The organism is Streptomyces sp. NPDC034049, from assembly GCF_055575575.1.
In genome coordinates, this window is sequence record NZ_JBVISJ010000006.1 from 380,115 (window position 1) to 402,609 (window position 22,495).

Sequence of the window (22,495 nt, forward strand, 5' to 3'; positions counted from 1 at the left end):
CCCGTCGGGCCAGCGACGGCGGATGTTCGTCGGAATCACGTCACTTCCGCCGGGCGGACGTCGGGGCGCTCAGGCCGTCGCCTTCGCCGCCGCCCGGCCCGCCGTGCGGCCCGAGAACAGGCAGCCGCCGAGGAACGTGCCCTCCAGGGAGCGGTAGCCGTGGACGCCGCCGCCGCCGAAGCCGGCGGCCTCGCCCGCCGCGTACACGCCGTCCAGCGGGTCGCCGCCCTCGGTGAGGACGCGGGAGGAGAGGTCGGTCTCCAGGCCGCCGAGGGTCTTGCGGGTCAGGATGTTCAGGCGGACCGCGATGAGCGGGCCGGCCTTGGGGTCGAGGATGCGGTGCGGGGTGGCGGTGCGGATGAGTTTGTCGCCGAGGTAGTTGCGGGCCCCTCGGATCGCCATGACCTGGAGGTCCTTGGTGAAGGGGTTGGCGACCTCGCGGTCCCGGGAGACGATCTCGCGGCGCAGCTCGGCCTCGTCGATCAGCGGTTCCTTGGTGAGCGCGTTCATGCCGCGGACCAGGGAGCCGAGGTCCTTCTCGACGACGAAGTCGACACCGTGGTCCATGAAGGCCTTCACCGGGCCGGGGACGTCCGCGCGGGCCCGGATGAAGACGTCCTTGATGGACTTGCCGGTCAGGTCGGGGTTCTGCTCGGAGCCGGAGAGGGCGAACTCCTTGCCGATGATCTTCTGGTCGAGCACGAACCAGGTGTAGTCGTACCCGGTCTTCATGATGTGTTCGAGGGTGCCGAGGGTGTCGAAGCCCGGGAAGAGCGGAACGGGCAGTCGCTTGCCGCGGGCGTCCAGCCAGAGCGAGGACGGGCCGGGCAGGACACGGATGCCGTGGTTCTCCCAGATGGGGTTCCAGTTCTGGATGCCCTCGGTGTAGTGCCACATCCGGTCGCGGTTGATCAGGTGCGCGCCCGCTTCTTCGGCGATGCCGAGCATCCGGCCGTCGACGTGCGCGGGGACGCCGGAGATCATCTTCTCCGGGGCCTTGCCGAGGCGCTCGGGCCAGTTGGCGCGGACCAGGTCGTGGTTGCCGCCGATGCCGCCGGAGGTGACGATCACGGCCTGGGCCTTCAGTTCGAAGGCGCCGGTGACGTCGCGGCTGCTGGGCTGACCGCGTTCGATGGTCGACGGTTCCAGGATCTCGCCGGTGACGGTGTCGACGGCGCCCGCGCTGCGCGACAGGCCCGTCACCCGGTGCCGGAACTTCAGCTGGACCAGTCCCCGGGCCACCCCCTCGCGCACCCGCCGCTCGAACGGCGCGACGAGGCCGGGGCCGGTGCCCCAGGTGATGTGGAACCGGGGGACGGAGTTGCCGTGTCCGTTGGCGTCGTAGCCGCCGCGCTCGGCCCAGCCGACCACCGGGAAGAACCGAACGCCCTGCTGGTGGAGCCACGACCGCTTCTCGGTGGCCGCGAAGTTCACGTAGGCCTCGGCCCACTTGCGCGGCCAGTGGTCCTCCTCGCGGTCGAAGGCGGCCGTGCCCATCCAGTCCTGGAGGGCGAGGGCGTGGCTGTCCTTGATCCGCAGCCGGCGCTGCTCGGGCGAGTCGACGAAGAAGAGCCCGCCGAACGACCAGTGCGCCTGGCCGCCGATCGACTGCTCCGGCTCCTGGTCGAGCAGGATCACCTTGCGGCCCGCGTCGACGAGCTCCGCGGTCGCCGCGAGCCCGGCGAGGCCCGCCCCGATCACGATCACATCTGCGTCGTACGACATGGAGGACGTCCTCTCGGGAACGGGTCAGGCGAGCGGGGGCGAACGGGGGCACGCCGAAACGGGCCGGGTACGGCCCCGCCCTTTGTTACCGGCCGGTCAGCAGCTTAGGGATCAGATCCTTCGGCAGAAGGCGTGACCTAGTCAACTGCCGAGATGTGTCTCCTCTTACGGACAGCCCACGGCGGGGCGGCTACAGTCGGCTGAATACATATCGGGCCACCCATAGAGGGACAAATCCCCCTCCGACCGGGAAGTCGAGCGGAAACCCTTCCGGGGGCACCCGCCGCGGCCCGTCCGACGACCCGAGGTATTCCGCGTGTCGGTTCTTGTTCTCCTCCTCTCCGTGGGCGCCGCCTGCTGTCTGGGCTTCGGCTTCGTCCTCCAGCAGCAGGCCGCGGCGCACGCCCCGCTGAGCGACTTCCTCTCGCCCCGCCTGCTGCTCGACCTCATCCGGGTGCCGCGCTGGCTCGGCGGCATCGGGCTGATGGTGTGCGGCATGGCGCTCGGGGCGGTCGCGCTCGGTCAGGGCGAGATCACCCTCGTGGAGCCGCTCCTCGCCACGAACCTGCTCTTCGCCCTGGTCCTGTCCCGGCGGCAGACCCGGCAGCCGCTGGGCCGCCAGGGCTGGGCGGGTCTGCTGCTGCTCGCGGGCGGTGTCACCGCGTTCATCGTCGCCGGACGGCCGGAGGGCGGGGCGGCGGTCGGCGGCCCGTTCCGGCAGTGGCTGATCATCGGCGTGATGGTGGGGCTCGCGCTGCTGCTCGCGGCGTACGCGAAGCGGTCGCGGATGAGCGCCACGCCGGTGCTGCTGGCGGTGGCCGCCGGGCTGCTGTACGGCGTGCAGGACGCCCTCACGCGGGTCAGTGGGCAGCTGTTCGCGGAGACGGGCTGGGGCGGGCTGTTCACCTCGTGGCAGCCGTACGGGGTCGCCGCGCTCGGCGTGACCGGCCTGGTGCTGGTGCAGAGCGCGTTCGAGACGGGGCCGCTGCGGATGTCCCTGCCGGCGCTCACGGCGGCGCAGCCGTTGGCGGGGATCGCGTGCGGGGTGGGGTTCCTGGGGGACCGGCTGCGGATGGACGCGGGGGCGCTCGCGTGGGAGGGCGTGGGGTTGGCGGCGGTCGTGGTGGGGGTGGTGCTGCTCGGGATGCATCCGGCCATGCCGTGCGGCTCCGCCGGGGTGGGGCGGGTTCGGGAGCTGCGGGGGGCGTGAAGGGGCGGGTCGGGCGCCTGAGGGGGTGCGGGTGCGTCGGCGGGTGCGGGTGGGTGGGGGTTCTCGCGCAGTTCCCCGCGCCCCTGAAAAGCAGGGGCGCGGGGAACTGCGCGAGCGACCCCCACCGGGCCCGCTGGCGAAACTCGCCGTCTCCCACCCCCTGCTTGGATGGAGTCATGAGCGCCGACGAGATCCTTGACATCGTGGACGAGAACGACCAGGTCATCGGGCAGGCGCCGCGGGGGGAGGTGTACGCCCGGGGTATGCGGCACCGGGTCGTGTTCGTGCTGGCCAGGGACGCCGAGGGGCGGATCTTCGTGCACCGGCGCACGGCGACGAAGCTGGTCTTCCCGTCGCTGTACGACATGTTCGTGGGCGGCGTCGTCGGCGCGGGCGAGTCCTACGACGACGCGGCGCTGCGCGAGGCCGAGGAGGAGCTGGGGGTCAGGGGGCTGCCGCGCCCGACGCCGCTGTTCACGTTCCTCTACGAGGACGGGACGGGGCCCAGCTGGTGGTCGGCCGTGTACGAGGTCCGCTGCGCGTCGCCGGTGAGCCCGCAGGTCGAGGAGGTCGCCTGGCACGGCTTCCTCACGGAGGACGAGGTGGAGCGGCGGCTGGGCGAGTGGCCGTGGGTGCCGGACGGGAAGGCGGCGTACGAGCGGTTGAAGCAGCACAGGGGCGGCGGAGGCTTCGAAGTCGACCGGTAGTGTCCTGCGCGTGATCGAATTTGTACGGAACGTCCGGCTCTGGTTCGTCCCCGAGGACGTCCGCAAGGACGGCGGGACCCCGGACTACCGGTTCTCCCTGGCCAACGAGCGGACGTTCCTGGCCTGGCTGCGCACCTCGCTCGCGCTCATCGGCGGCGGCTTCGCCGTGGACCAGTTCCTGCCCGACCTGCGCTGGGGCTGGCGGGTGGGGCTCGCGCTCGCCCTGCTGGCCGCGGGGGTGCTGTGCGCGCTGCGGGCGGTCAACCACTGGGTGCGCTGCGAGCGGGCGATGCGGCGCGGGGAGGACCTGCCGGTCTCGCGCTTCCCGGCGCTGCTCGGCCTCGTCGTCGCCGTGGTCGCCGTGGCGATGGTCGCCGTCGTCCTGCTCGGGTGGGAGGGGTGAGCACGCCGTCCGCTCCCCCGGCGTCCCCCGACCGCGATCCCGGGCTCCAGCCCGAGCGCACCCGGCTCGCCTGGCGCCGTACGACCCTCACAGGGGCCGTGATCGCCGTGCTGGCGGCGAAGTCCGCGCTGCACGGTGGACCGTCCACGGGCGGCCTACTGGCGGCGGCCCTGTGCGCGGTGCTGTGGCTGGGCCTCCTGGCACTCGCCCACCGCCGTATCGCCGCCCTGACCGCCGCCCGGCCGCCCGTCCTCGCGCCCCCGGCCGCCACGACGGCCGTCCTGTGCGTGATCGCCCTCGCGGCGTGCGGCGCGGTGCTGGTGTTCTGAGGCGCAAGTCGTGGTGTGTGCATGGAGTTTCAGAAAGGAAGAATCGAGACTTCTGTGCCTAGCCTGGATATGTCACCCCTCGTACCAGCGAAGGCGAGCACCATGACCACCCTTCACCAGGAACACCCCGTCCACGAGCACGACCACGGGCCTGCCTGCGGGCACACCGCCGTCGCGCACGGTGACCACACCGACTACGCGCACGACGGGCATCTGCACCGCGAGCACTCCGGGCACTGGGACGAGTGCGAGCCGAGCGGGCACGCGGCACACGAGGGGCACTCCCACGAGCACGGCGAGGACTGCGGGCACCAGGCGGTCACGCACGGGGACCATGTGGACTACGTGCACGACGGACACCGGCACGCCGCTCACGACGGGCACTGGGACGACCACTGACCCACGGTGTTCCCGCACCCCGGATTCCACCGGATCGTCGCCGACTGGCAGGCTCTGACCAGCAGTTGGCGACGATCCGGGGGAATGAAGGGAATCACTATGACCGCGGAGGAGCCGTACACCGTCGAGCTCGCGAGCGATGTGTACGCCTATGTGCAGCCGGACGGCGGATGGTGTCTGAACAACTCGGGTCTCGTCAGTGACGGCACCTCCACCCTGCTCGTGGACACGGCGGCGACGGAGCGCCGGACCCGGGCCCTGGCCGCCGCGCTCGACGCGACCGGCGTCCCCAGGCCCCGCCTCCTGGTCAACACCCACCACCACGGCGACCACACCTACGGCAACGGCTTCTTCACGCCGGCCGCCACCCTCGTGTCGCACTCGGCCTGCCGCCGGGAGGCCCTCGCCAGCGGGCAGCACCTGCATCTGCTGTGGCCGCAGACCGACTTCGGCGACGTGAGCATCCAGGGCGCGGATCTGACGTACGACGACCGGGTGACGCTGCACGTCGGCGACATCGAGGCCCAGGTCATCCACCCCGGCGTCTCGCACACCGTCGGCGACTCGGTGGTGTGGCTGCCGCACCGTCGGGTCCTGTTCGCGGGGGACCTGGTCTTCGAGGGCGGGACGCCGTTCTTCCTCATGGGGTCGCTGAGCGGTTCGCTGCGGGCGCTGGCGCTGCTGCGCGAGCTGGGCGCCGAGACCGTCGTACCGGGGCACGGGCCCGTGACCGACCCGTCGGCGTTCGACAGGGCCGAGCGGTACATCCGGTTCGTGGCCGAGGTCGCCGAGAAGTCGCACGCGGCGGGGCTCACGCCGCTGGAGGCGGCCCGGAACACGGATCTCGGGGAGTACGCCGCGCTGCCGGAGAGCGAGCGGCTGGTGGCGAACCTGCGGCGGGCGTACGCCGAGCTGGACGGGGAGCCGGAGGGCGAGGGCGTCGACCCGTTCGCCGGGTTCATGGACATGGCGACCCTGAACGGCGGGGAGATGATGACCTGCCACGCGTGACGGCCCGCCCGGCAGTACGCGTGACGGCACGCGTGCCGGGGTGTGCGGGATCCGGCCGCCCGTGAGCGGCCGGATCGCGTGGAGACGCCGATCACTTTCGTGTGGCCCACTGGACGACATACCGACCGGTCGGCATCATGAGACGGGTCCCGGTAGAACGCGTTCGCGTGTAGGAGCGATGATGCACCCAGACCACCCGCCAGGTCTCGACCCCGACCGGCTCCGTGCCCTGCTCGACGCCGAGCGGCCCGGACTCGTGAGCGGCCCGCTCACCGGCCGGCTGATCGAGGGCGGGCGGTCGAATCTGACGTACGAGGTCACGGACGGCACCGCGAAGTGGGTCGTACGGCGGCCGCCGCTGGGCCATGTACTGGCGACCGCGCACGACATGAAGCGGGAACACCGCGTGATCAGCGCGCTGCACCCGACGGATGTGCCGGTGCCCCGCCCCGTGCTGCTGTGTGAGGACGAGGAGGTGCTCGGCGCGCCCTTCTACGTCATGGACTTCGTCGAGGGCACCCCGTACCGCACCGCCGAGCAGCTGGCCCCGCTCGGTCCGGAGCGCACCCGGGCCGCCGTGCTGGGCCTGGTCGACACCCTCGTCGAACTGCACGCGGTGGACCCGGCCGAGGTGGGCCTCGCCGACTTCGGGCGCCCCGAGGGCTTCCTGGACCGCCAGCTGCGGCGCTGGGGGAAGCAGTTGGACGCGTCCCGCAACCGTGAGCTGACCGGCATCGACGAACTCCACGCGACGCTGGGCCGTCGGCTCCCCCACTCCCCTGCGGCGACGGTCATCCACGGCGACTACCGCCTCGACAACGTGCTGCTCGGCGAGGACGACGCGATCAAGGCCATCCTCGACTGGGAGATGTCCACGCTCGGTGATCCGCTCACCGACCTGGGCCTGCTGGTGATGTACAGCGTGCCGCTGGCCACGCCCGACTCCCCCGTCTCGACGACCGCGACGGCCGCCGGGCACCCGGATCCGGCCGAGATCGTCGAGCGGTACGCGGCGCGCTCGGGCCGCGACGTCTCCTCGGTGTCCTGGTACACGGCGTTCGCGTGGTTCAAGCTCGCCGTGATCCTGGAGGGCATCCACTACCGGTACACCCTCGGCCAGACGGTCGGCCGCGGCTTCGACCGCATCGGCGACCTGGTCCCCGTCTTCATCGAACACGGCCTGACGACTCTTCGTACCGGCTCCGGTTCCGGCTCCCAGGAGGGCTGATCCCATGGACTTCGCATTCGACGCGCGTACGGAGGAGCTGCGCGCCAAGCTCCTCGCCTTCATGGACGAGTACGTGTACCCGGCGGAAGCCGTGGCCGAGGAGCAGCGGGCCGAGCTGGACTCGCCGTGGGACACGCCGGCCGTGGTGGAGGAGCTGAAGGCCGAGGCCCGCAGGCAGGGCCTGTGGAATCTCTTCCTGCCCGACTCCGAGTACGGCGCGGGGCTCACCAACCTCCAGTACGCCCCGCTCGCCGAGATCACCGGCCGGTCCCCGCAGCTGGCACCGACCGCGCTGAACTGCGCCGCGCCCGACACGGGCAACATGGAGGTGCTGAGCCAGTTCGGCGACGAGGCCCAGCGCAAGCAGTGGCTGGAGCCGCTGCTCGCCGGTGAGATCCGGTCGGCGTTCGCGATGACCGAGCCGGAGGTGGCGTCGTCGGACGCCACCAACATCACCACGCTGATCGAGCGCGACGGCGACGACTACGTCGTCACGGGACGCAAGTGGTACATCTCCGGGGCCATGAACCCCGACTGCCGGATCTTCATCGTGATGGGCAAGACGGACCCGGACGGGGCCGACATCCGCCGTCAGCAGTCGATGATCCTGGTGCCGCGTGACACCCCGGGCGTCACCGTGAAGCGGGCGATGCGGGTCTTCGGGTACGAGGACCACTACCACGGCGGTCACGCCGAGGTGATCTTCGAGGGCGCGCGGGTGCCGGCGTCGAACCTGATCGGCGAGGAGGGCAGCGGGTTCGCCATCGCGCAGGCGCGACTGGGTCCCGGGCGCATCCACCACTGCATGCGGCTCATCGGGATGGCCGAGCGGGCGATCGAGCTGATGTGCCGACGGGCGGTGGCGCGGGAGGCCTTCGGCAAGGCGCTGGCGCAGCAGGGGGTCGTGCACAACTGGATCGCCGACGCGCGGGTGGCCGTGGAGCAGCTGCGGCTGCTGGTGCTGAAGACGGCCTGGATGATGGACACGGTGGGCAACAAGGGGGCCCACACGGAGATCCAGTCGATCAAGATCGCCACGCCCCGGACGGTCGTGGACATCATCGACCGGGCGATCCAGCTGTACGGCGCGGGGGGTGTCAGTCAGGACTTCCCGCTGGCGGAGCTGTACGCGGGGGCGCGGACGCTGATGATCGCGGACGGGCCTGACGAGGTGCATCAGCGGTCGTTGGCTCGGCGGGAGCTGAAGCGGTACGTGTGAGGTTGGGCGCCTGGTGACTCGGGGGTGCGGGTTCGTCGGCGGGTGCGGGTGGTTCGTGGTTGCTCGCGCAGTTCCCCGCGCCCCTGAAAAGCAGGGGCGCGGGGAACTGCGCGAGAAGCCCCGCCGGACCCGCACCCGCCGACGAAACCCGCACCCCGAGCTATAGGGCTCCCTGAGGACCTACGGGCGCAGCGCTCGCAGGAGCAGGTCCGCCAGATGGTCCGCGACCTCCTGGGGGGTCATCGGGCCGTCGGGGCGGTACCACGTCGACAGATGGTGGACCGAGCCGAAGTGGTAGTCGACGACCAGGTCCGCCGGGGTCGCCCTGGAGAAGACCCCGTTCTCCTGGCCCTCCTCCACGAGCGCGCGGAAGCGCTCGTGGTAGCGGCGGCGCTCCGCGCGGACCTGCTTGTTCTTCTCGGGGCTCAGGTGGTGCATCGAGCGGAAGAAGATCGACGCGTCGTCGAGGTTGTCGATGGTGGTGACGACGACGTCCGCCGCGGCCCCCCGCAACCGCTCCTCCACCGGCGCGTCGGCCCCCGCGAACGCGTCCAGCCGCTCCTGCTGGATCCGCAGCACGCGCGCGTACACCTCGTGCAGCAGGTCGTCCTTGGAGCCGAAGTAGTGGTACAGCGCGCCCTTGGTGACCCCGGCCGCCTCGACGATCTCCTGCACGGAGGTGCGGTCGTACCCCCGCTCGGCGAAGAGCCGGGTGGCGGCGGCCAGCAGCCGCTGCGGGACGGGCGTACCGTCTCCGTCCGTCGTCCTGGGCACTGCCGCCACCTGCCTTCCGAGGTTCTGTTGTCGCCTACTGGTCGCCCGTCCCGCCTCGATCGGTTCCCGATCGGGCGGAATCGGGCGCTCCCGCCGGAGGATCATCCCATTCTCCGGCGCCCGTGCGCCGGGCAGGGCGGTCAGCCCGTCGTCTCCCACTTCTGCTGGATGTGGTTCATGTTCGTCAGCCAGCGCTCCGGATCGGTGGCCCGGGCCTGGTAGTAACCGGCCACCTCGGGGTGCGGCAGGATCAGGAAGCGGTCCTTCTCGATGCCCTCGAAGAGCGCGTCGGCCACGTCCTCGGGCTCGATCGCGGTCGGCGTGAGCACCAGGTCCCCGGCGCTGCCCGAGGCCGTCAACATGTCGGTGCGCACACCCTGCGGGCAGATCGCGTGCACCTTGACGCCCCGGTGGCGGTAGGTGAGGGAGAGCCACTCGGCGAAGGCGTACGCCCCGTGCTTGGTGACGCTGTAGGGCGCCGCGCCGATCATCGTCAGCAGGCCCGCCGCCGAGACCGTCGACACGAATCGCCCGCTGCCGCGCTCCAGCCACGTCGGCAGCAGCTCGTGGGCCGCCCTGACGTGTGCCATCACGTTGACGTCCCAGGCGAGCGCCCACACCTTCTCGTCGGCGGCCTCGGTCCCCCCGGAGGCGAGCCCGGCGTTGGCGCAGTAGACGTCCACGGTCCCGCCGAGCGCGTCGCGCGCCGCCGTGACGATCGCCGAGGCGTCCCCGGGCAGCGCGATCCCGCCGATCTCGTCGGCCACGGCCTTCGCCCGGTCCCCGTCGAGGTCGTTCACGACGACCCGGGCCCCCTCGGCGGCGAACCGCCGCGCCAGCGCGGCCCCGATCCCCCCACCGGCTCCCGTGACGACCACACCCGCACCCTGCACGGCTCCCACGATCGGTCTCCTTACGACGCGACACATCAACAAAGGCCCACCAAGGAGCCCAGACTAACCGGTCGGTATGTGCCAGAGAAAGGGCGCCACCACCCCCGCCCCAAAGGGGCGCGGGGCTGTGACACATGCGGCTCCGCCGCGTGGGCGCGACCAGCCACACGCGGCCCGCGGACTACAAACCACCTGCCGAAGCGCTTAGCTTGCACATAGCACCGCTCCCCGCGATGACGGAGGTCACCCACATGCACCTCTCCCGCCGCACCTTCCTCGCCGCCTCCACGGCGGCCACGGCGACCGCAGCCACCGCCGGCCTCACCACCGCGCCCCCGGCCGAGGCAGCCCGCCCAGGGCCCCGTACCGGCTTCGAGCGGCTGGCCCACGACGGCTACAAACTCCTCGGCGGCCAGAAGGTCGGCATCGTCACCAACCCGACCGGCGTCACCCGCGACGCCCGCCACATCGTCGACGTGATGCACGCCGACGACCGTGTGGACCTCAGGGCCGTCTTCGGGCCCGAGCACGGCTTCCGCGGCACCGCCCAGGCCGGTGGCTCCGAGGGCCGCCACGACGACCCGGCGACGGGGCTGCCCGTTTATGACACCTATCAGAAGACCGGCCGCGCCCTCGCGGACGTCTTCACCGCCTCCGGCGTGGACACGGTCGTCTTCGACATCCAGGACGTGGGCGCCCGCTTCTACACGTACATCTGGACGCTGTACGACTGCATGGAGGCGGCGCAGCCGGCCGGGAAGCGTTTCGTCGTGCTGGACCGGCCGAACCCGGTGACCGGGCGCAGCGCCCAGGGGCCGGTGATGCACAAGGAGTTCGCGTCCTTCGTCGGGCGGCAGCCCGTCGCGCAGGCGCACGGGATGACGGTGGCGGAGCTGGCGCGCCTGTTCAACGGAGAGTTCCTCGCCACGCCCGTACCGCTGGAGACCGTACTGATGTCGGGATGGAAGCGGTCGCGGTTCTACGACTCCTTCGGGCTGCCGTGGGTGCCGCCGAGCCCGAACATGCCGACCCCGGACACCGCGCTCGTGTACTCCGGGACGTGTCTGTTCGAGGGGACGAACCTGTCGGAGGGGCGGGGCACCACGCGGCCGTTCGAGCTGCTCGGCGCGGAGGGCATCGACCGGCGGTGGGCAGCCGCCGCGAACGACCTCGGTCTGCCCGGCGCGCACTTCAGGGAGGCGTACTTCGCGCCGACGTTCTCCAAGTTCCAGGGGAAGACCATCGGGGGTGTGCAGATCCATGTCCACGACCGGGCCGCGTACGACCCCGTGCGCACCGGGATCGGTCTCCTGGTGACCGCCCGGCGGGTGTGGAGCGGCTTCGCCTGGCGGCCGGACAACTGGATCGACAAGCTGACCGGTTCGGCGCGGGTGCGGACGATGATCGACGCGGGGGCGGACACGGACGAGGTCGTGGCGGGCTGGCAGGAGGAGCTGGCCGCGTTCCGCCGGGTGCGCGAGGAGTATCTGCTGTACCGCTAGGCCGCCCCACCGCGGATGTGCCCGTACGTGATGTATGGCCATCTTTCGCCGTTGGCAGGACCATGCGCCTGAGCGCACCACCAACGGGGTCCGAAGGGGGCTCGTCATGGCGGATCCGGAAATGAGCGTGACTCCCTACTGGGAACTGACCTTCGACGCGGACGGGGACGTGGACACCGGTCAGCGGGACCGGCTGCTCGACGGGGTCGGGCGGCGCGGGGTGGCCGATCTGGTCGTCTTCGCGCACGGCTGGAACAGCGACCGGTCCGGCGCGACCGGGCTCTACAGCCGCTTCTTCGAGCCGTTCCCGGTGCTCGCGCCGCACGCGAAGCTGGGGTACGTCGGCGTGCTGTGGCCCTCGATGCGGTTCTCGGACGAGCCGATCCCCGACCTCAAGCCGGTGCCGGCCCTGGCGCCAGGCCGCCCGGCGCTCGACAAGCACACCCGGCACGCGCTGGTGGAGGTCTTCCCCGGGCGGGCCGTCGTCGTCGAGCAGCTCGCCCGGCTGCTGGAGCAACAGCCGGACGACGGCGCCTCGTTGGAGGAGTTCGGACGGCTCGTACGGCTGCTGGTCGAGGTGGAGCCGCAGGGGCCGCAGGGCGCGTTCACGGCGGACACCGTCGCTGAGGGGGTGCCGGAGGGCACGCCCGGGATGCTCCGCGGGGACGCGAGGGCGGTGTGCACGGACTTCGCGGCGGCGCTGGCGGAGGTCGAGACCCCGGCGGGGCCGGCCGGGGCCGCCCTCACCCCGCCCCGGGTGTGGGACGGCGCGCACGAACTCCTGCGGCAGGCCACCTACTTCGCGATGAAGCGCCGGGCGGGGACCGTCGGCGAGCGGGGGCTCGGGCCGCTGCTCGGCCGGCTCGCGCGGACCTCGCCGAAGGTGCGGGTGCACCTCGTCGGGCACAGCTTCGGCGCCCGGCTGGTGTCGTTCGCGCTGCCCGGTCTGCCGGAGGGCGTGCGCTGTGTGAAATCGGTGACGCTCCTTCAGGCCGCTTTCTCCCACTACGCGTTCGCGGCCCGGCTGCCGCACGACGCCCGGACGAGCGGCGTGCTGAACGGGCAACACAAGCGCGTCGACGGTCCGTTGGTGTGCTGCCACTCCAAGCACGACTCGGCGCTCGGCACGATCTACCCGCTGGCCTCCCGGATGGCGGGCGACGCGCGCACGGTGCTGGGGCTGAGCGTGAACAGTTTGCTGGGCAGGAAATGGGGCGCCCTCGGCTACGACGGGGTGCAGGCGGTCGAGGGCACGCGGTCGTTCGAGCTGGCCGACGCGCTCAAGTCCCGGCTGCCGGCGGCGGGGTGCGTGAACATCGACGCCTCGGCCGTGGTGCGGCGCGGCGGCGCGCCCTCCGGCGCCCACAGTGACATCTGCCACCGTGAGCTGGCCCGGGTGGTGCTGGCGGCGGGCCGTATCGGCTGATCCCGGCCCGCCGCCGTCACACGTTCACCGGCCGTCGCCCGCGGGCGACGGCCGGGGCTCACCGGTGTGAGGTGAACTCCACGACCTGCTGGTAGGTCGGCCGGTTCTGCCAGCTGATCTTGTTGTGCTTGATGCCGCCCAAGGGCTGCTGGATGATCGAGTCGGCACACCACTGGTCGCCCGCCGAGCAGTACGCGTCGCCGGGGTAGACCTGCGCGGCGGTCTTGCCGGCCGCCTCCTTCAAGGTGTTGATCAGGAGGGTGCGGCAGGCGCCGAGACTGCCGCCGCCGCAGTACTGGTTCGCCAGCGGGCCCCGCACCGTCTCGCCCAGCACCGAGCGGATGTCCTTGTCGACGTAGCTCCACCAGCCGTACTGGAAGGAGCTGCCGGCGTGCGAGCCGGTCGGGCCGTGCGCGGCCGACGGGGACTCGTCGACGGGAAGGTTGGCGGTGATGGCGGTGTACAGGTCGGTGCCGAGGCCGGGTTCGAACTCCGCCTTCACCAGCAGCGGCCACCAGGCGTCCAGGATGCGGATCGCCTCGGCGTCGGCGTAGGTCTTCGAACCGGCGGAGGTCTCCGTGCGTTTCGAGCCGGAGGTGACCCAGGTCTGGAGCTTGGTGACCGCCGCGGCGGCCGCGGTGTCCGTGACCGTGCTGCTGTTGATGACCTTGAGCAGGTCGGGGACGACGTCCTCGGCCCGCAGGTCGGCGAGGCCCGCCTCGGCCATGGCCTTCGTCAGCGAGGCCCGGGTGACACCGCCCGCGGCGACCAGGCGTTTGACCCGGTCGTCGAGGAGGTTGCCGCGGTGGACGGAGCCGTTGCCCCAGGGGGCGGTGGTGTAGTCGGCTGCCTGCTTGTTGTTCCAGGAGATGTAGTAGTCCTGGTCGACGGAGTTGGGGTGGGCGGAGGGTGCCGTGTAGTCGGCGGTGTTGGTGGTGGGGTTCCAGCCCCGCCACTCGTACGCGGACTGCGCCCAGGCCGGGAACTCCGGATCGACGTTGGCCGCGCGCACCGGGTTGTCGCCGCTGTTGTAGTACGCGGTGTGCGCGGAGTCGGCGTAGAACCAGTTGAACGTGTAGTTGATGTTCTGGACGGCCTTCTGGAAGGTGTCGGGACCCTTGACGTAGTCCGGGTCGTTCAGCATCTGGAAGCCGATGATCGACTCGGCCTCGTTCAGGTACGAGGAGCGCAGGGTGGTGTAGGCGACCTTCTTGCCGTCGACCGTGGCGCGGTGGGTCACGGGGCCGTACTTGGTGCGCCAGACCTGCATGCGGTACGAGCCCGCCGGGGTGGAGTCGGCGGTGGTGGGCTTCCAGGCGTTGGTCTGTTCGATCTTCTCCATGGCCGTACAGGTGCCGTGGTAGAGATAGTGGACGTCGTCCTGGCACAGCTCGACGGCGTACGCGTCGATGATGTCCTGGCCGGAGGTGGTGGCGCTCCAGGCGTAGTCCTGGCCCCGGCCCAGCTCGACGTACATGCTCAGGCCCGCGAAGGAGGCGCCGCGGGCGCTGATGCCCGGGCCCTGGATCTCCTGGAGCATGAGCAACTGCGGAGCGAAGTAACCGGTCTGCGGGCCGAAGACGGCGACGGGACGGCCGCTCGCGGTGTGCTCGCCGCTGACGACGAGGGCGTTGGACATACCGCGCCGGGCGGAGCTGAGGGCGCTGTCGGTGGCCTTCGAGGACAGGCTCGTGGACGCCGACGTGGCCGCGCTGCCGGTGCGGTCGTACACGAGGGGTTCCTCGGCCACCGTGCCCTCGTCGGGGAGGGCCCTGCCCTGCGGGTTCGCGGGCTTGGTGGCGTACGGGAAGCTGCCGTCGTGGACGGTGAGGGCGGCCTCGGGATCGTTGCGCTCGCGGAAGGACTCCCAGACCTTGGTGCCCTCGGTGACGCCGTACTTCTCCTGGGCGGCCAGCAGGGAGAGGGCGTTGTTGACCTCGCCGCCGCCGCCGGAGCCGAAGAGGGCGCCGATGACGGAGGCCAGGGCGACCAGGTCGGTGGACTTGAACTTCTCGATGGTGCCGGCGTTGGTGACGGAGTCCTTGTGGCCGGTCAGGACGTACTCGCCGGGGAAGTAACGCCCGCTGTCGGCGGCGTCGATGTAGGCGTTGATGCCGGCGACGTAGGCGTTGACGTCGGCGAGGGCCAGCTGCCCGCGCTCGCCGTTGGTGGCGACCGCCTTGTCGATCTGGGCCTGGAGGTCGGCCTCGGTGTAGGGGGCGTGGCGCCAGAACTCCTGCTCCAGGCCCTGGTTGGAGGCGGCGCCGCCCGCGAACGGGGTCAGCTTGCCGCGGCCGACGTGCCGGAAGACGTCCATCAGCCACAGCCGGTCCTGGGCGGCGGCGTAGCCCGCGCCGAACTCGGTGCCGTAGCGGGTGGTGCCCGTGATGTGCGGCACACCGGTCTTCTTGTCGCGGACGATCGTGACGTCGGTGCGGCCGGCCGGCTTCAGGGTGGAGGCGACCTGGTCGGAGGCCACGCCGAAGGAGGCGTCGTTGAAGAAGGTGTTGATCGTGGAGTTGGTGAGGCCCGGGTATCCGGTGGCCAGGCTGTTGTAGGGGCCGAGCTGATTGCTCGCGTTCTCCGGCATGGAGCCGAACCCCTGGTTGAGCAGGATCTGGGCGAGGGTGGCATTGCCGTTCTGGCCGGGCGGCAGGATGTCGGAGCACTGTCCGCCGCAGTGGTCGGTGACCGCCGCGGCCTGCACGGCGCCGGTGTCGGCGGCCGACGCCGGGGAAGCCGGGGAAAGAGGCGACAAAAGACCGGCAACGAGTGCGCATAGGGAGGCGGCCTTGAGGAACTCCGGGAATCTGCGGGGAGTTCTCAGTCCGTCCGGTGCGTTGCGTGAGGTGCGTGGGGTGCGCCAGGGCATGGCAGCTCCTCCTGACGGGGGTGGGCCGGATGTTACCGCCGGTATCCCCGACTTTGAAGATGAACATGCGTCACGTTTTTGGGATCACCGTCGACGGACAGGTGATGGACAGCGTGAACAGGTACTCAGAAGTAGTCGTAAGCCCAAGAAGAAGCACAACAAGAAGCGCGACGAGAAGCGCGACAACAAGTCAGAGGCAGTCAGACGTAGGCAGGAACGGTCCGTGAACGGCTCAGCAGACGACTTATGGAGGTCATCGGAAATCGGATGGAGCCGAATCGCGTGTCGATACGTCTATTCGGCGACGTCCCGACGACGACGCCGAAGTGACCGAAGTACAGGTGCAGGTGTGACGGAGGTGCAGGGCGATGGCCGGTTTCCGGAGTCTGGCAAGACAGGTGCGAGATCCCAGGTGCGATCTGGCACTGCGGCGTTATTCGCTGCGCAAGTGCCTTGAGCGATTCGCCCCCTACGGACATCGGGCGACCTGGGACCACTTGTGCTCCCGGGCCGGGTTCGGTCCCGAGGACCGCGACCCCGATCCGGCGCGGCTCGTGGCCGCACTGGACGAGTTGGAGGAAGCCCGCTCCGTCTGGCTCGACTACGAGGTGCAGTTCGCGCGGCGCCGCAAGAAGGAGAAGTACGACGGGCTGCGCAGGCCGGGCAGTGTCGACGACTGGCACCGGCTGACCTGGGGCGGTTTCGGTGTCGCGTGGTGCGACGACCCGAGGGTCCACCCCCGGGAACCCCTGGCGGACGTGCTGCGCCGGCTCATCGCCGCGCTGGAGCGCGAACCGGGCTCGACCTGCCCGGTGTGCGAGGGCGCGCGCCTCGTCTGGATGTACGACCTGGCCCATGAACCGTCCTCGGGCCCGGTCTGCACGGAGTGCGGAATCGTGGTGCCGCGACCGGTGCTCACACCCGAGGCCCTGGCGGAGTCCAGGCGCGGACGACTGCTGGTCTCGGCCTAGCTCGGCGGGGGTGCGCCGGGGATGCCGCACCCCCATGCATGTGCGTGGACGACACTCGGGTACGACACTCAGGTACGGCGCGACGGCCAGGGCGACGCCGCGGAGATCCATCAGCAGGACTCCTAGGGCTTCTTGACGTCCGTGTGGATGGCGAGCTTGAACTCGGCGAGGGTGATCGCCGTGGCCCGCCTGGTGTCCCCCGCCCCACGCGCGGATATCTTCAGGCCCAGCGGCATGCCCTTGTGCACGAACATCTGCCACACGCAGGTGCGGTACTGGCCGCCCCGGGTGCTCACGCTGTCCGTGGTGCCCGTGGAGTCGTACTTCTTCTTCGTCAGGCTCAGCGGGTCGCGCACGAAGCGGGTGCGGTACTCCAGCGTCCTGGGGTCGGCCTCCCAGAAGACCATCGCCGACAGCACGCCCCAGCCGTCGTGGCTGGGCCAGATCAGGCCGGAGCGCGGGTCGGGGAACTTCGAGGCGGCGCCTGCACCGTTCGCCGGGTCGTGCATCTTCCAGGGGTCGTACGACTCCTCGGTCGCCTCGTAGGGGAAGCGCACGAGGTGGTAGCCGTCCGCGTCGTAGGTGATCCGCTGCGGACCCGAGTGTGCCCGCTCCCACTTCAGCGAACTGATGACGACGCTCATCGGCGCTCCCTGCCCTCACTGTGACCTAGCTGTGCACGTGCCCCGCCGGGCCGGGGGACGCACCGCGTCGCCCCTCCGTGTCCATGACACCGTTGGGGGTGAAAGCGGTTGCGGCGCGTGCTCTTACCAGTACGAAATTCCCTCGCTCCACCCCTTTCCCGTCCGGACAGTTGGGGGCGATGAAACAGCCCTGAGCGACCCAGGACCGAGGAGAGGCCGATGTCGACGCTGCGCGTCACCGCCGAAGTGCTGACGATCCACGAACACCCGAACGCCGACGCGCTCGAACTGGCCCAGGTGGGCCTGTACCGAGCCGTCGTGGCGAAGGGGGCGTTCCGCACCGGTGACACCGCCGTGTACATCCCGGAGCAGTCCGTGCTCCCCGCCCCGCTGATCGAGGAGCTGGGACTCACCGGCCGGCTGGCCGGCGGCAACGCGGACCGTGTGAAGGCGGTACGGCTGCGGGGCGAGCTGTCGCAGGGCATCGTCTGCCGCCCCCGGGCCCTCGCGGACGTCGATCTCACGGCCGCCGTTGCCGAGGGCACGGACTTCGCGGAGCGGCTCGGCATCGTCAAGTGGGTACCGCCGATCCCGCCCACCATGAGCGGTGAGGTCGAGTCGGCTCCGGAGCTGCTGCCCTGGGTGGACATCGAGAACATCCAGCGCCACCCCGACATCTTCACGCCCGGCGAGCCGGTCGTCCTGACGGAGAAGCTGCACGGCACGGCCTGCCTGGTCACGTATCTCGCCGAGGACGGCCGCGTCCAGGTCTCCTCGAAGGGCTTCGGGTCGAAGTCCCTGGCCCTGAAGGAGGATCCGCGGAATCTGTACTGGCGTGCCGTCCACGGTCACCGGGTGGGCGAGGTCGCCGCCCGGCTCGCCGAGCGGCTCGGCGCACGCCGGGTCGGGATCTTCGGCGAGGTCTACGGCGCCGGGGTGCAGGACCTGACGTACGGCGCGGACGGCCGCCGCGAGAGCCTCGGGTACGCCGTGTTCGACGTCTCCGCGGACATCGACGGCCGGGTCCGCTGGCTGGACTCGGCGGAGCTTTTGGAACTGCTCGACGGCGAACTGCCGCTGGTGCCGCGGCTGTACGAGGGTCCGTACGCCGTCGACCGGGTCCTGGAGGTGGCGAGCGGACGGGAGACGGTGTCCGGGCGCGGACTGCACCTGCGTGAGGGCGTGGTGATCCGGCCGGCCACCGAGCGGTACAGCCCGGTGACCGGTGGGCGTGCCGTCGCCAAGGCGGTCAGCCCGGCGTATCTGACCCGTAAGGGCGGCACGGAGTACGAGTGACGCCCTCGGGCCGGGTGTCCGGGACCCGGGAGCCGCCGTGTCAGCCCCCGGGTTCCCGCCGTGTCAGCCCCCGGGTTCCCGCCGTGTCAGCCCCCGGGTTCCCGCCGTTCGGTCCTGCGGCGCTCCACCAGGAGGCGGGAGCCGCTCTGCCGTTCACCGAAGACGTCGTCGGGGTTGGAGAGCACACAGGTGTCCATGGACAGACAGCCACAGCCGATGCAGTCGGTGAGGTGGTCCCGCAGCCGGTTCAGCTGCTTGATCCGTTCGTCCAGCTCGGACCGCCACGCCTCGGAGAGATGGGCCCAGTCCTCGCGGGTGGGCGTCCGCTCGTCGGGCAGTTCGGCGAGCGCCTCGCGGATGGTGGCGAGCGGGATGCCGACGCGCTGCGCGGCCCGGACGAACGCCACCCGGCGCAGGGCGTCGCGGCTGTAGCGGCGCTGGTTGCCCGCGGTCCGGCGGCTGCTGATCAGCCCCTTGGACTCGTAGAAGTGCAATGCGGAGACGGCGGCACCGCTACGGGCCGACAGCTGGCCGACGGTCAACTCGTGGATCTTCTCAGGGATCTGGGGCACCCCTCCGAGCCTACCCATACCCGAAAGGGTCGTGGTCCGTTGACAGGGACCGCCCGGCCGACCATGCTAAGCAGTCGCTTAGACATCGGGACCAGGGAGGCCGAGAGATGGCAGAGCCGAGGATCTTCACGTCCGCCGAGGAGCTGAAGGCGGCGGTGGGTGAGTCGCTGGGGCACAGCGACTGGCTGGAGGTCGACCAGAAGCGCATCGACCTCTTCGCCGAGGCCACCGGTGACCACCAGTGGATCCACGTGGACCCCGAGAAGGCCGCGGCCGGGCCCTTCGGGACGACCATCGCCCACGGCTATCTGACCCTGTCCCTGCTGCCGTTGCTCGTCCCGCAGATCCTCAGGGTCGACAACGTCACCATGGGGGTGAACTACGGCACCAACAAGGTCCGTTTCCCGGCACCGGTGCCGGTCGGTTCCCGGCTGCGGGCCACCGCGACACTCCAGGACGTCACGGAGGTCGGCGGCGGTGTCCAGCTCACGGCCGCGGTCGTCGTGGAACGCGAGGGCGGGGAGAAGCCGGTGTGCGTGGCGGAGTCGGTGTCCCGGTACTACTTCTGAGCGCGCCGTGGCGCGGCGTTCGCGACCGCCGCGCCACACGCGTGCCCTATCCCGGCGCCACGGCCCGGCCGGTCTGCGGCGAGATCGTCCCCGCGCACAGACCACGGCCGGACAGTTGCTGCGCGATGCGCGGGAGCGCGGCGCGGGAGTTGGCGGACCAGTCGTGCATGAGGATGACCTGGCCGTTCGTCAGGCGGGCCGCCGCCTGCACGATCGCGTCGGTGCTCGCGCCGTTCCAGTCCTGCGAGTCGACGTTCCAGAGGATCTCGGTCAGGCCGTACCTGGACGCCGCCGACCGCACGGCCGCGTTGGTCTCGCCGTACGGCGGCCGGAACAGCTTCGGGGTGCCGCCGCCCGCGCCCGCCACGGCCTGCTGGGTGCGGGAGATCTCCGAGTCGATCTGCGCCTGGCTCAGCTGGGTGAGGTGCGGGTGGGTGTAGCTGTGGTTGGCCACCCACATGCCGGCGGTGACCTGCGCCCGGACCAGGGCGGGGTTCGCGGCGGCGTACTGGCCCTGGTTGAACATGGTGGCCCTGAGGCCGTTCTGCCGGAGCGCGGTCAGCAGGGCCGACGTGCTGCCGGACGGACCGTCGTCGAACGTGAGCCCGACATAGCCGGTGCAGGCGGCGGCCCGCTGCGGTGCGGCCGTGGCGGCGGTGAGCGTCAGCGGGACGACGCTCGCCAGGGCGGTCGCGACGGCGGCCAGCCGCTTCACCGACCGGCGCGGCGAGCGGCGCGGTCCGGCGATCACGGGGACACCGTGATACTGGAGCTGCCGCTGCTCTGGTATCCCTCGGTGGCCATGATCATGTAGTACCGGAAGCTGCCGAGGGGCATCCCGGCGCGGGCCCAGGCGTCGAAGTGGTTGCCGGTGGTGATGTTCCCGCCGGTCCGCTTCGACTGGCGCACGCTCCAGTACTGGTCGAAGGTGCGGGTTCCCTCGACGGAGGGCGCGTTGTACCGCGTGGTCCGGTAGATGTCGTAGGTACCGCCGTCGCTGGTGACCGTGCCCTTGTACGCGCCCGTCGGCCGGTAGGTGCCCCAGTTGTCGACGATGTAGTACTCGACGAGCGGACTGGCGGTCCAGCCGTAGAGGGTCAGATAGGCGTTGCCGGACGGGCTGAACGAGCCCGAGTAGGTCACGGTCCTGCGGGAGCCGTTGCTCCAGCCCTTGCCGGCGACGAAGTTGCCGGTGTTCCGCCAGGAGGTCCGGTAGGTGCCGCCGGAGGCCAGGGTCATGGAGACCGTGCCGGGGGCGTCGGTCCAGAACGAGTAGTAGAAGCCGTTGTTGCTTCCGGTCTGGTTGGTGGTGACCACCGTGTCCGCGCGGGCCGTGCCGGGCAGCGCCAGCGTGGTCGCCGCCGCCATGGCGGTCGCGCAGACGCCGCTCATGAAGAGCCGGCGGCTGGGGGGTGGGGTGGGAGTGGGTGCGGGGCCGTCGTTCATACGCGCGCGTCCTCCTCGGGCTCGTGGGGTTCGCCCTGTCATCCCGGGAGTGTTGGCCTGCCCCTGCCAACTGTCAATACTTTCGGCACCGAACCCGAAACATTCGCACCCCGCACCAGCGACTACCCGCCAAGCCCGTCAGGGGCGGGATCAGCGGAACGGCCGCAACCTTCGAATGTTTCGAAGGTCGGCCCGATCGCCGGGGTCACTTCTTCGCACCCACCATGCGCAGGACCAGATCCGCGTAGAGCGCGCCGACCTCGTCCGGGGTGCGCGAGCCGTTGACGTTGAACCAGCGGGCCACGTCGATGCAGAGGGAGAGGATGGCGACCGTCGTGCCGCGGACGTCGGGGACGTCGAAGTCGCCCGAGGCGACGCCGTCCTCGATGATGCCGCGCACGGCCGCGTCGTTCTCGCGGCGCAGGGTGACGATCTCGGCGCGGGCGTCGGGGCCGAGGGCGTCCAGCTCGTACTGCACGACACGGGCGACGGTGTGCTGCCCCGCGTGCCAGCGGACGAAGGAGCGCACGGCCTCGGCGAGCCGGTCGGCCGGTCCTCCCTCGGAACGGGCCGCCGTACGCAGGACGTCCAGGGCCTTCTCGTGACCGATGCGGCTGATCCGGTGGAGCAGCTCTTCCTTGGTCTTGTAGTGGATGTACAGCGCGGCGGGGCTCATCCCCGCGCGGCCCGCGATGTCCCGGGTCGTCGTCGCGTGGTAGCCACGCTCGGCGAAGGCCTCCACGGCGGCCACCAGCAGCCGCCGGGCCGCGTCCGGGTTGACCTCGCCCCACGGCTGCGGCTCGCCGCCCGCCGTCTCCTCCGCCGTACTCATCGCTCGTTCGCCCCTTCCGATGGCTCGGCACCACCATACCGCCGAAGGTGAGCGAGCGCTTAGAAGGCCCGCTCAGAGCCGTGCCGTACGGGAGCGGGGTCGCACGCCGGGGCCGCGCGCCCGGCCTCAGAGCTTCTCGAAGGGGTCGTGCTCGGCGAGGAGCTTCTCCAGCCGGGCCTGGTCGACCCGGCTGACGATCCGCCCGGCCTCCTGGCGGTCGCGGATCACCTTGGCCAGGGTGAAGGACGAGGTCACGAGGTAGAGGACCGCGATGGCCAGGAAGGCGCGGACCCAGGTGTCGGCGTCGAGCTGGTAGATGCCGACCGTGGTGGCCGCCATGGCGACGGCGAAGGAGGCGACGGCCTGGCCGTAGAAGGCCGCCGTGTTCTGCTGCTTGACCGGTGTCTCACTCATGGGGACATGATTCGACGGATGTGGCCCGAACCACATCCGTCGGGATACTCAGG

At 71.0% G+C, this 22,495-nt stretch carries 23 protein-coding genes; 13 read left to right on the forward strand and 10 right to left on the reverse strand.

The genetic code is table 11. The annotated features are described in order from the left end of the window. Positions 1-69: 69 nt before the first annotated feature. The gene (locus tag ACZ52C_RS20445; protein WP_469076041.1) at positions 70-1,725 is read right to left on the reverse strand and encodes an FAD-binding dehydrogenase; all 1,656 of its coding nucleotides are present in this window, start codon (positions 1,723-1,725) and stop codon (positions 70-72) included. A 316-nt stretch (positions 1,726-2,041) separates the two neighbouring features. Here ACZ52C_RS20445 and ACZ52C_RS20450 point away from each other — a divergent pair, with 316 nt between their 5' ends. The 8 genes from ACZ52C_RS20450 (at position 2,042) to ACZ52C_RS20485 (ending at position 8,231) form a co-directional block, all read left to right on the forward strand. Continuing rightward, complete coding sequence (locus ACZ52C_RS20450; protein ID WP_469076042.1) at positions 2,042-2,935, forward strand: DMT family transporter; 894 nt, start codon at positions 2,042-2,044, stop codon at positions 2,933-2,935. 176 nt (positions 2,936-3,111) lie between these two features. Beyond that, complete coding sequence (locus tag ACZ52C_RS20455; RefSeq protein ID WP_469076043.1) at positions 3,112-3,642, forward strand: NUDIX hydrolase; 531 nt, start codon at positions 3,112-3,114, stop codon at positions 3,640-3,642. 10 nt (positions 3,643-3,652) lie between these two features. Then, entirely contained in the window at positions 3,653-4,045 is a 393-nt protein-coding gene (locus tag ACZ52C_RS20460) for a YidH family protein (protein WP_329897623.1), read from the forward strand. Then, positions 4,042-4,374, forward strand: a complete 333-nt coding sequence (locus ACZ52C_RS20465; RefSeq protein ID WP_469076044.1) for a DUF202 domain-containing protein — start codon at positions 4,042-4,044, stop codon at positions 4,372-4,374. Before ACZ52C_RS20460 ends, ACZ52C_RS20465 begins: the two co-directional genes overlap by 4 nt. Positions 4,375-4,476: 102 nt before the next feature. Beyond that, positions 4,477-4,773: a hypothetical protein gene (locus ACZ52C_RS20470; RefSeq protein WP_469076045.1), complete on the forward strand. Its 297-nt coding sequence runs from the start codon at positions 4,477-4,479 to the stop codon at positions 4,771-4,773. A gap of 99 nt (positions 4,774-4,872) precedes the next feature. Continuing rightward, positions 4,873-5,784 carry an MBL fold metallo-hydrolase gene (locus ACZ52C_RS20475; protein ID WP_469076158.1) on the forward strand — a complete coding sequence of 304 codons (912 nt, stop codon included), beginning with the start codon at positions 4,873-4,875 and terminating at the stop codon, positions 5,782-5,784. Between the two features lie 181 nt (positions 5,785-5,965). Then, positions 5,966-7,012 (forward strand): phosphotransferase family protein, encoded by a 1,047-nt coding sequence (locus ACZ52C_RS20480; protein WP_469076159.1) that lies wholly within the window; start codon positions 5,966-5,968, stop codon positions 7,010-7,012. 4 nt (positions 7,013-7,016) lie between these two features. After that, positions 7,017-8,231: an acyl-CoA dehydrogenase family protein gene (locus ACZ52C_RS20485; protein WP_469076046.1), complete on the forward strand. Its 1,215-nt coding sequence runs from the start codon at positions 7,017-7,019 to the stop codon at positions 8,229-8,231. A gap of 180 nt (positions 8,232-8,411) precedes the next feature. Here the strand turns inward: ACZ52C_RS20485 and ACZ52C_RS20490 are convergent, their stop codons facing one another. Further along, the gene (locus tag ACZ52C_RS20490; RefSeq protein ID WP_469076047.1) at positions 8,412-9,005 is read right to left on the reverse strand and encodes a TetR/AcrR family transcriptional regulator; all 594 of its coding nucleotides are present in this window, start codon (positions 9,003-9,005) and stop codon (positions 8,412-8,414) included. Positions 9,006-9,145: 140 nt separating this feature from the next. Beyond that, positions 9,146-9,910, reverse strand: a complete 765-nt coding sequence (locus tag ACZ52C_RS20495) for an SDR family oxidoreductase (protein WP_469076160.1) — start codon at positions 9,908-9,910, stop codon at positions 9,146-9,148. 239 nt (positions 9,911-10,149) lie between these two features. Here ACZ52C_RS20495 and ACZ52C_RS20500 point away from each other — a divergent pair, with 239 nt between their 5' ends. After that, positions 10,150-11,400, forward strand: a complete 1,251-nt coding sequence (locus ACZ52C_RS20500) for an exo-beta-N-acetylmuramidase NamZ family protein (protein WP_469076161.1) — start codon at positions 10,150-10,152, stop codon at positions 11,398-11,400. A gap of 106 nt (positions 11,401-11,506) precedes the next feature. Further along, complete coding sequence (locus ACZ52C_RS20505) at positions 11,507-12,826, forward strand: serine-threonine protein kinase (protein ID WP_469076048.1); 1,320 nt, start codon at positions 11,507-11,509, stop codon at positions 12,824-12,826. A gap of 58 nt (positions 12,827-12,884) precedes the next feature. Here the strand turns inward: ACZ52C_RS20505 and ACZ52C_RS20510 are convergent, their stop codons facing one another. Continuing rightward, entirely contained in the window at positions 12,885-15,698 is a 2,814-nt protein-coding gene (locus tag ACZ52C_RS20510) for a penicillin acylase family protein (RefSeq protein WP_469076049.1), read from the reverse strand. 368 nt (positions 15,699-16,066) lie between these two features. Here ACZ52C_RS20510 and ACZ52C_RS20515 point away from each other — a divergent pair, with 368 nt between their 5' ends. After that, complete coding sequence (locus tag ACZ52C_RS20515) at positions 16,067-16,669, forward strand: hypothetical protein (RefSeq protein ID WP_469076050.1); 603 nt, start codon at positions 16,067-16,069, stop codon at positions 16,667-16,669. A gap of 122 nt (positions 16,670-16,791) precedes the next feature. On the opposite strand, the gene ACZ52C_RS20520 is transcribed toward ACZ52C_RS20515, so the two are convergent. After that, complete coding sequence (locus ACZ52C_RS20520) at positions 16,792-17,313, reverse strand: hypothetical protein (protein ID WP_469076051.1); 522 nt, start codon at positions 17,311-17,313, stop codon at positions 16,792-16,794. Positions 17,314-17,532: 219 nt separating this feature from the next. Between ACZ52C_RS20520 and ACZ52C_RS20525 the strand changes: the two genes are divergently transcribed. Next, complete coding sequence (locus ACZ52C_RS20525) at positions 17,533-18,609, forward strand: RNA ligase (ATP) (protein ID WP_469076052.1); 1,077 nt, start codon at positions 17,533-17,535, stop codon at positions 18,607-18,609. Between the two features lie 86 nt (positions 18,610-18,695). On the opposite strand, the gene soxR is transcribed toward ACZ52C_RS20525, so the two are convergent. After that, positions 18,696-19,181 carry a redox-sensitive transcriptional activator SoxR gene (gene soxR / locus ACZ52C_RS20530; protein ID WP_469076053.1) on the reverse strand — a complete coding sequence of 162 codons (486 nt, stop codon included), beginning with the start codon at positions 19,179-19,181 and terminating at the stop codon, positions 18,696-18,698. 107 nt (positions 19,182-19,288) lie between these two features. Between soxR and ACZ52C_RS20535 the strand changes: the two genes are divergently transcribed. Continuing rightward, positions 19,289-19,750 (forward strand): MaoC family dehydratase, encoded by a 462-nt coding sequence (locus ACZ52C_RS20535; RefSeq protein ID WP_469076054.1) that lies wholly within the window; start codon positions 19,289-19,291, stop codon positions 19,748-19,750. Positions 19,751-19,796: 46 nt separating this feature from the next. Here the strand turns inward: ACZ52C_RS20535 and ACZ52C_RS20540 are convergent, their stop codons facing one another. The 4 genes from ACZ52C_RS20540 to ACZ52C_RS20555 form a co-directional block, all read right to left on the reverse strand. Beyond that, a complete protein-coding gene (locus tag ACZ52C_RS20540; RefSeq protein WP_469076055.1) occupies positions 19,797-20,501 on the reverse strand; it encodes a polysaccharide deacetylase family protein in 705 nt (234 codons plus the stop codon). Beyond that, the gene (locus ACZ52C_RS20545) at positions 20,498-21,196 is read right to left on the reverse strand and encodes a glycoside hydrolase family 11 protein (RefSeq protein ID WP_469076056.1); all 699 of its coding nucleotides are present in this window, start codon (positions 21,194-21,196) and stop codon (positions 20,498-20,500) included. Before ACZ52C_RS20545 ends, ACZ52C_RS20540 begins: the two co-directional genes overlap by 4 nt. A 205-nt stretch (positions 21,197-21,401) precedes the next feature. Next, positions 21,402-22,028, reverse strand: coding sequence for a TetR/AcrR family transcriptional regulator (locus ACZ52C_RS20550; protein WP_045557026.1), 627 nt, complete (start codon positions 22,026-22,028; stop codon positions 21,402-21,404). 126 nt (positions 22,029-22,154) lie between these two features. Further along, on the reverse strand, positions 22,155-22,442 hold the full coding sequence (locus ACZ52C_RS20555; protein ID WP_045557025.1) for a YiaA/YiaB family inner membrane protein: 288 nt from the start codon (positions 22,440-22,442) through the stop codon (positions 22,155-22,157). Positions 22,443-22,495: the final 53 nt, after the last annotated feature.

Coding starts and splice junctions, on each gene's coding strand:
- ACZ52C_RS20515 (WP_469076050.1), top strand. CDS start 16,067: ATGGCCGGTTTCCGGAGTCTGGCAAGACAGGTGCGAGATCCCAGGTGC.
- ACZ52C_RS20475 (WP_469076158.1), top strand. CDS start 4,873: ATGACCGCGGAGGAGCCGTACACCGTCGAGCTCGCGAGCGATGTGTAC.
- ACZ52C_RS20485 (WP_469076046.1), top strand. CDS start 7,017: ATGGACTTCGCATTCGACGCGCGTACGGAGGAGCTGCGCGCCAAGCTC.
- ACZ52C_RS20505 (WP_469076048.1), top strand. CDS start 11,507: ATGGCGGATCCGGAAATGAGCGTGACTCCCTACTGGGAACTGACCTTC.
- ACZ52C_RS20455 (WP_469076043.1), top strand. CDS start 3,112: ATGAGCGCCGACGAGATCCTTGACATCGTGGACGAGAACGACCAGGTC.
- ACZ52C_RS20510 (WP_469076049.1), bottom strand. CDS start 15,698: ATGCCCTGGCGCACCCCACGCACCTCACGCAACGCACCGGACGGACTG.
- ACZ52C_RS20480 (WP_469076159.1), top strand. CDS start 5,966: ATGCACCCAGACCACCCGCCAGGTCTCGACCCCGACCGGCTCCGTGCC.
- ACZ52C_RS20500 (WP_469076161.1), top strand. CDS start 10,150: ATGCACCTCTCCCGCCGCACCTTCCTCGCCGCCTCCACGGCGGCCACG.
- ACZ52C_RS20525 (WP_469076052.1), top strand. CDS start 17,533: ATGTCGACGCTGCGCGTCACCGCCGAAGTGCTGACGATCCACGAACAC.
- ACZ52C_RS20470 (WP_469076045.1), top strand. CDS start 4,477: ATGACCACCCTTCACCAGGAACACCCCGTCCACGAGCACGACCACGGG.
- ACZ52C_RS20555 (WP_045557025.1), bottom strand. CDS start 22,442: ATGAGTGAGACACCGGTCAAGCAGCAGAACACGGCGGCCTTCTACGGC.
- ACZ52C_RS20520 (WP_469076051.1), bottom strand. CDS start 17,313: ATGAGCGTCGTCATCAGTTCGCTGAAGTGGGAGCGGGCACACTCGGGT.
- ACZ52C_RS20545 (WP_469076056.1), bottom strand. CDS start 21,196: ATGAACGACGGCCCCGCACCCACTCCCACCCCACCCCCCAGCCGCCGG.
- ACZ52C_RS20535 (WP_469076054.1), top strand. CDS start 19,289: ATGGCAGAGCCGAGGATCTTCACGTCCGCCGAGGAGCTGAAGGCGGCG.
- ACZ52C_RS20445 (WP_469076041.1), bottom strand. CDS start 1,725: ATGTCGTACGACGCAGATGTGATCGTGATCGGGGCGGGCCTCGCCGGG.
- ACZ52C_RS20550 (WP_045557026.1), bottom strand. CDS start 22,028: ATGAGTACGGCGGAGGAGACGGCGGGCGGCGAGCCGCAGCCGTGGGGC.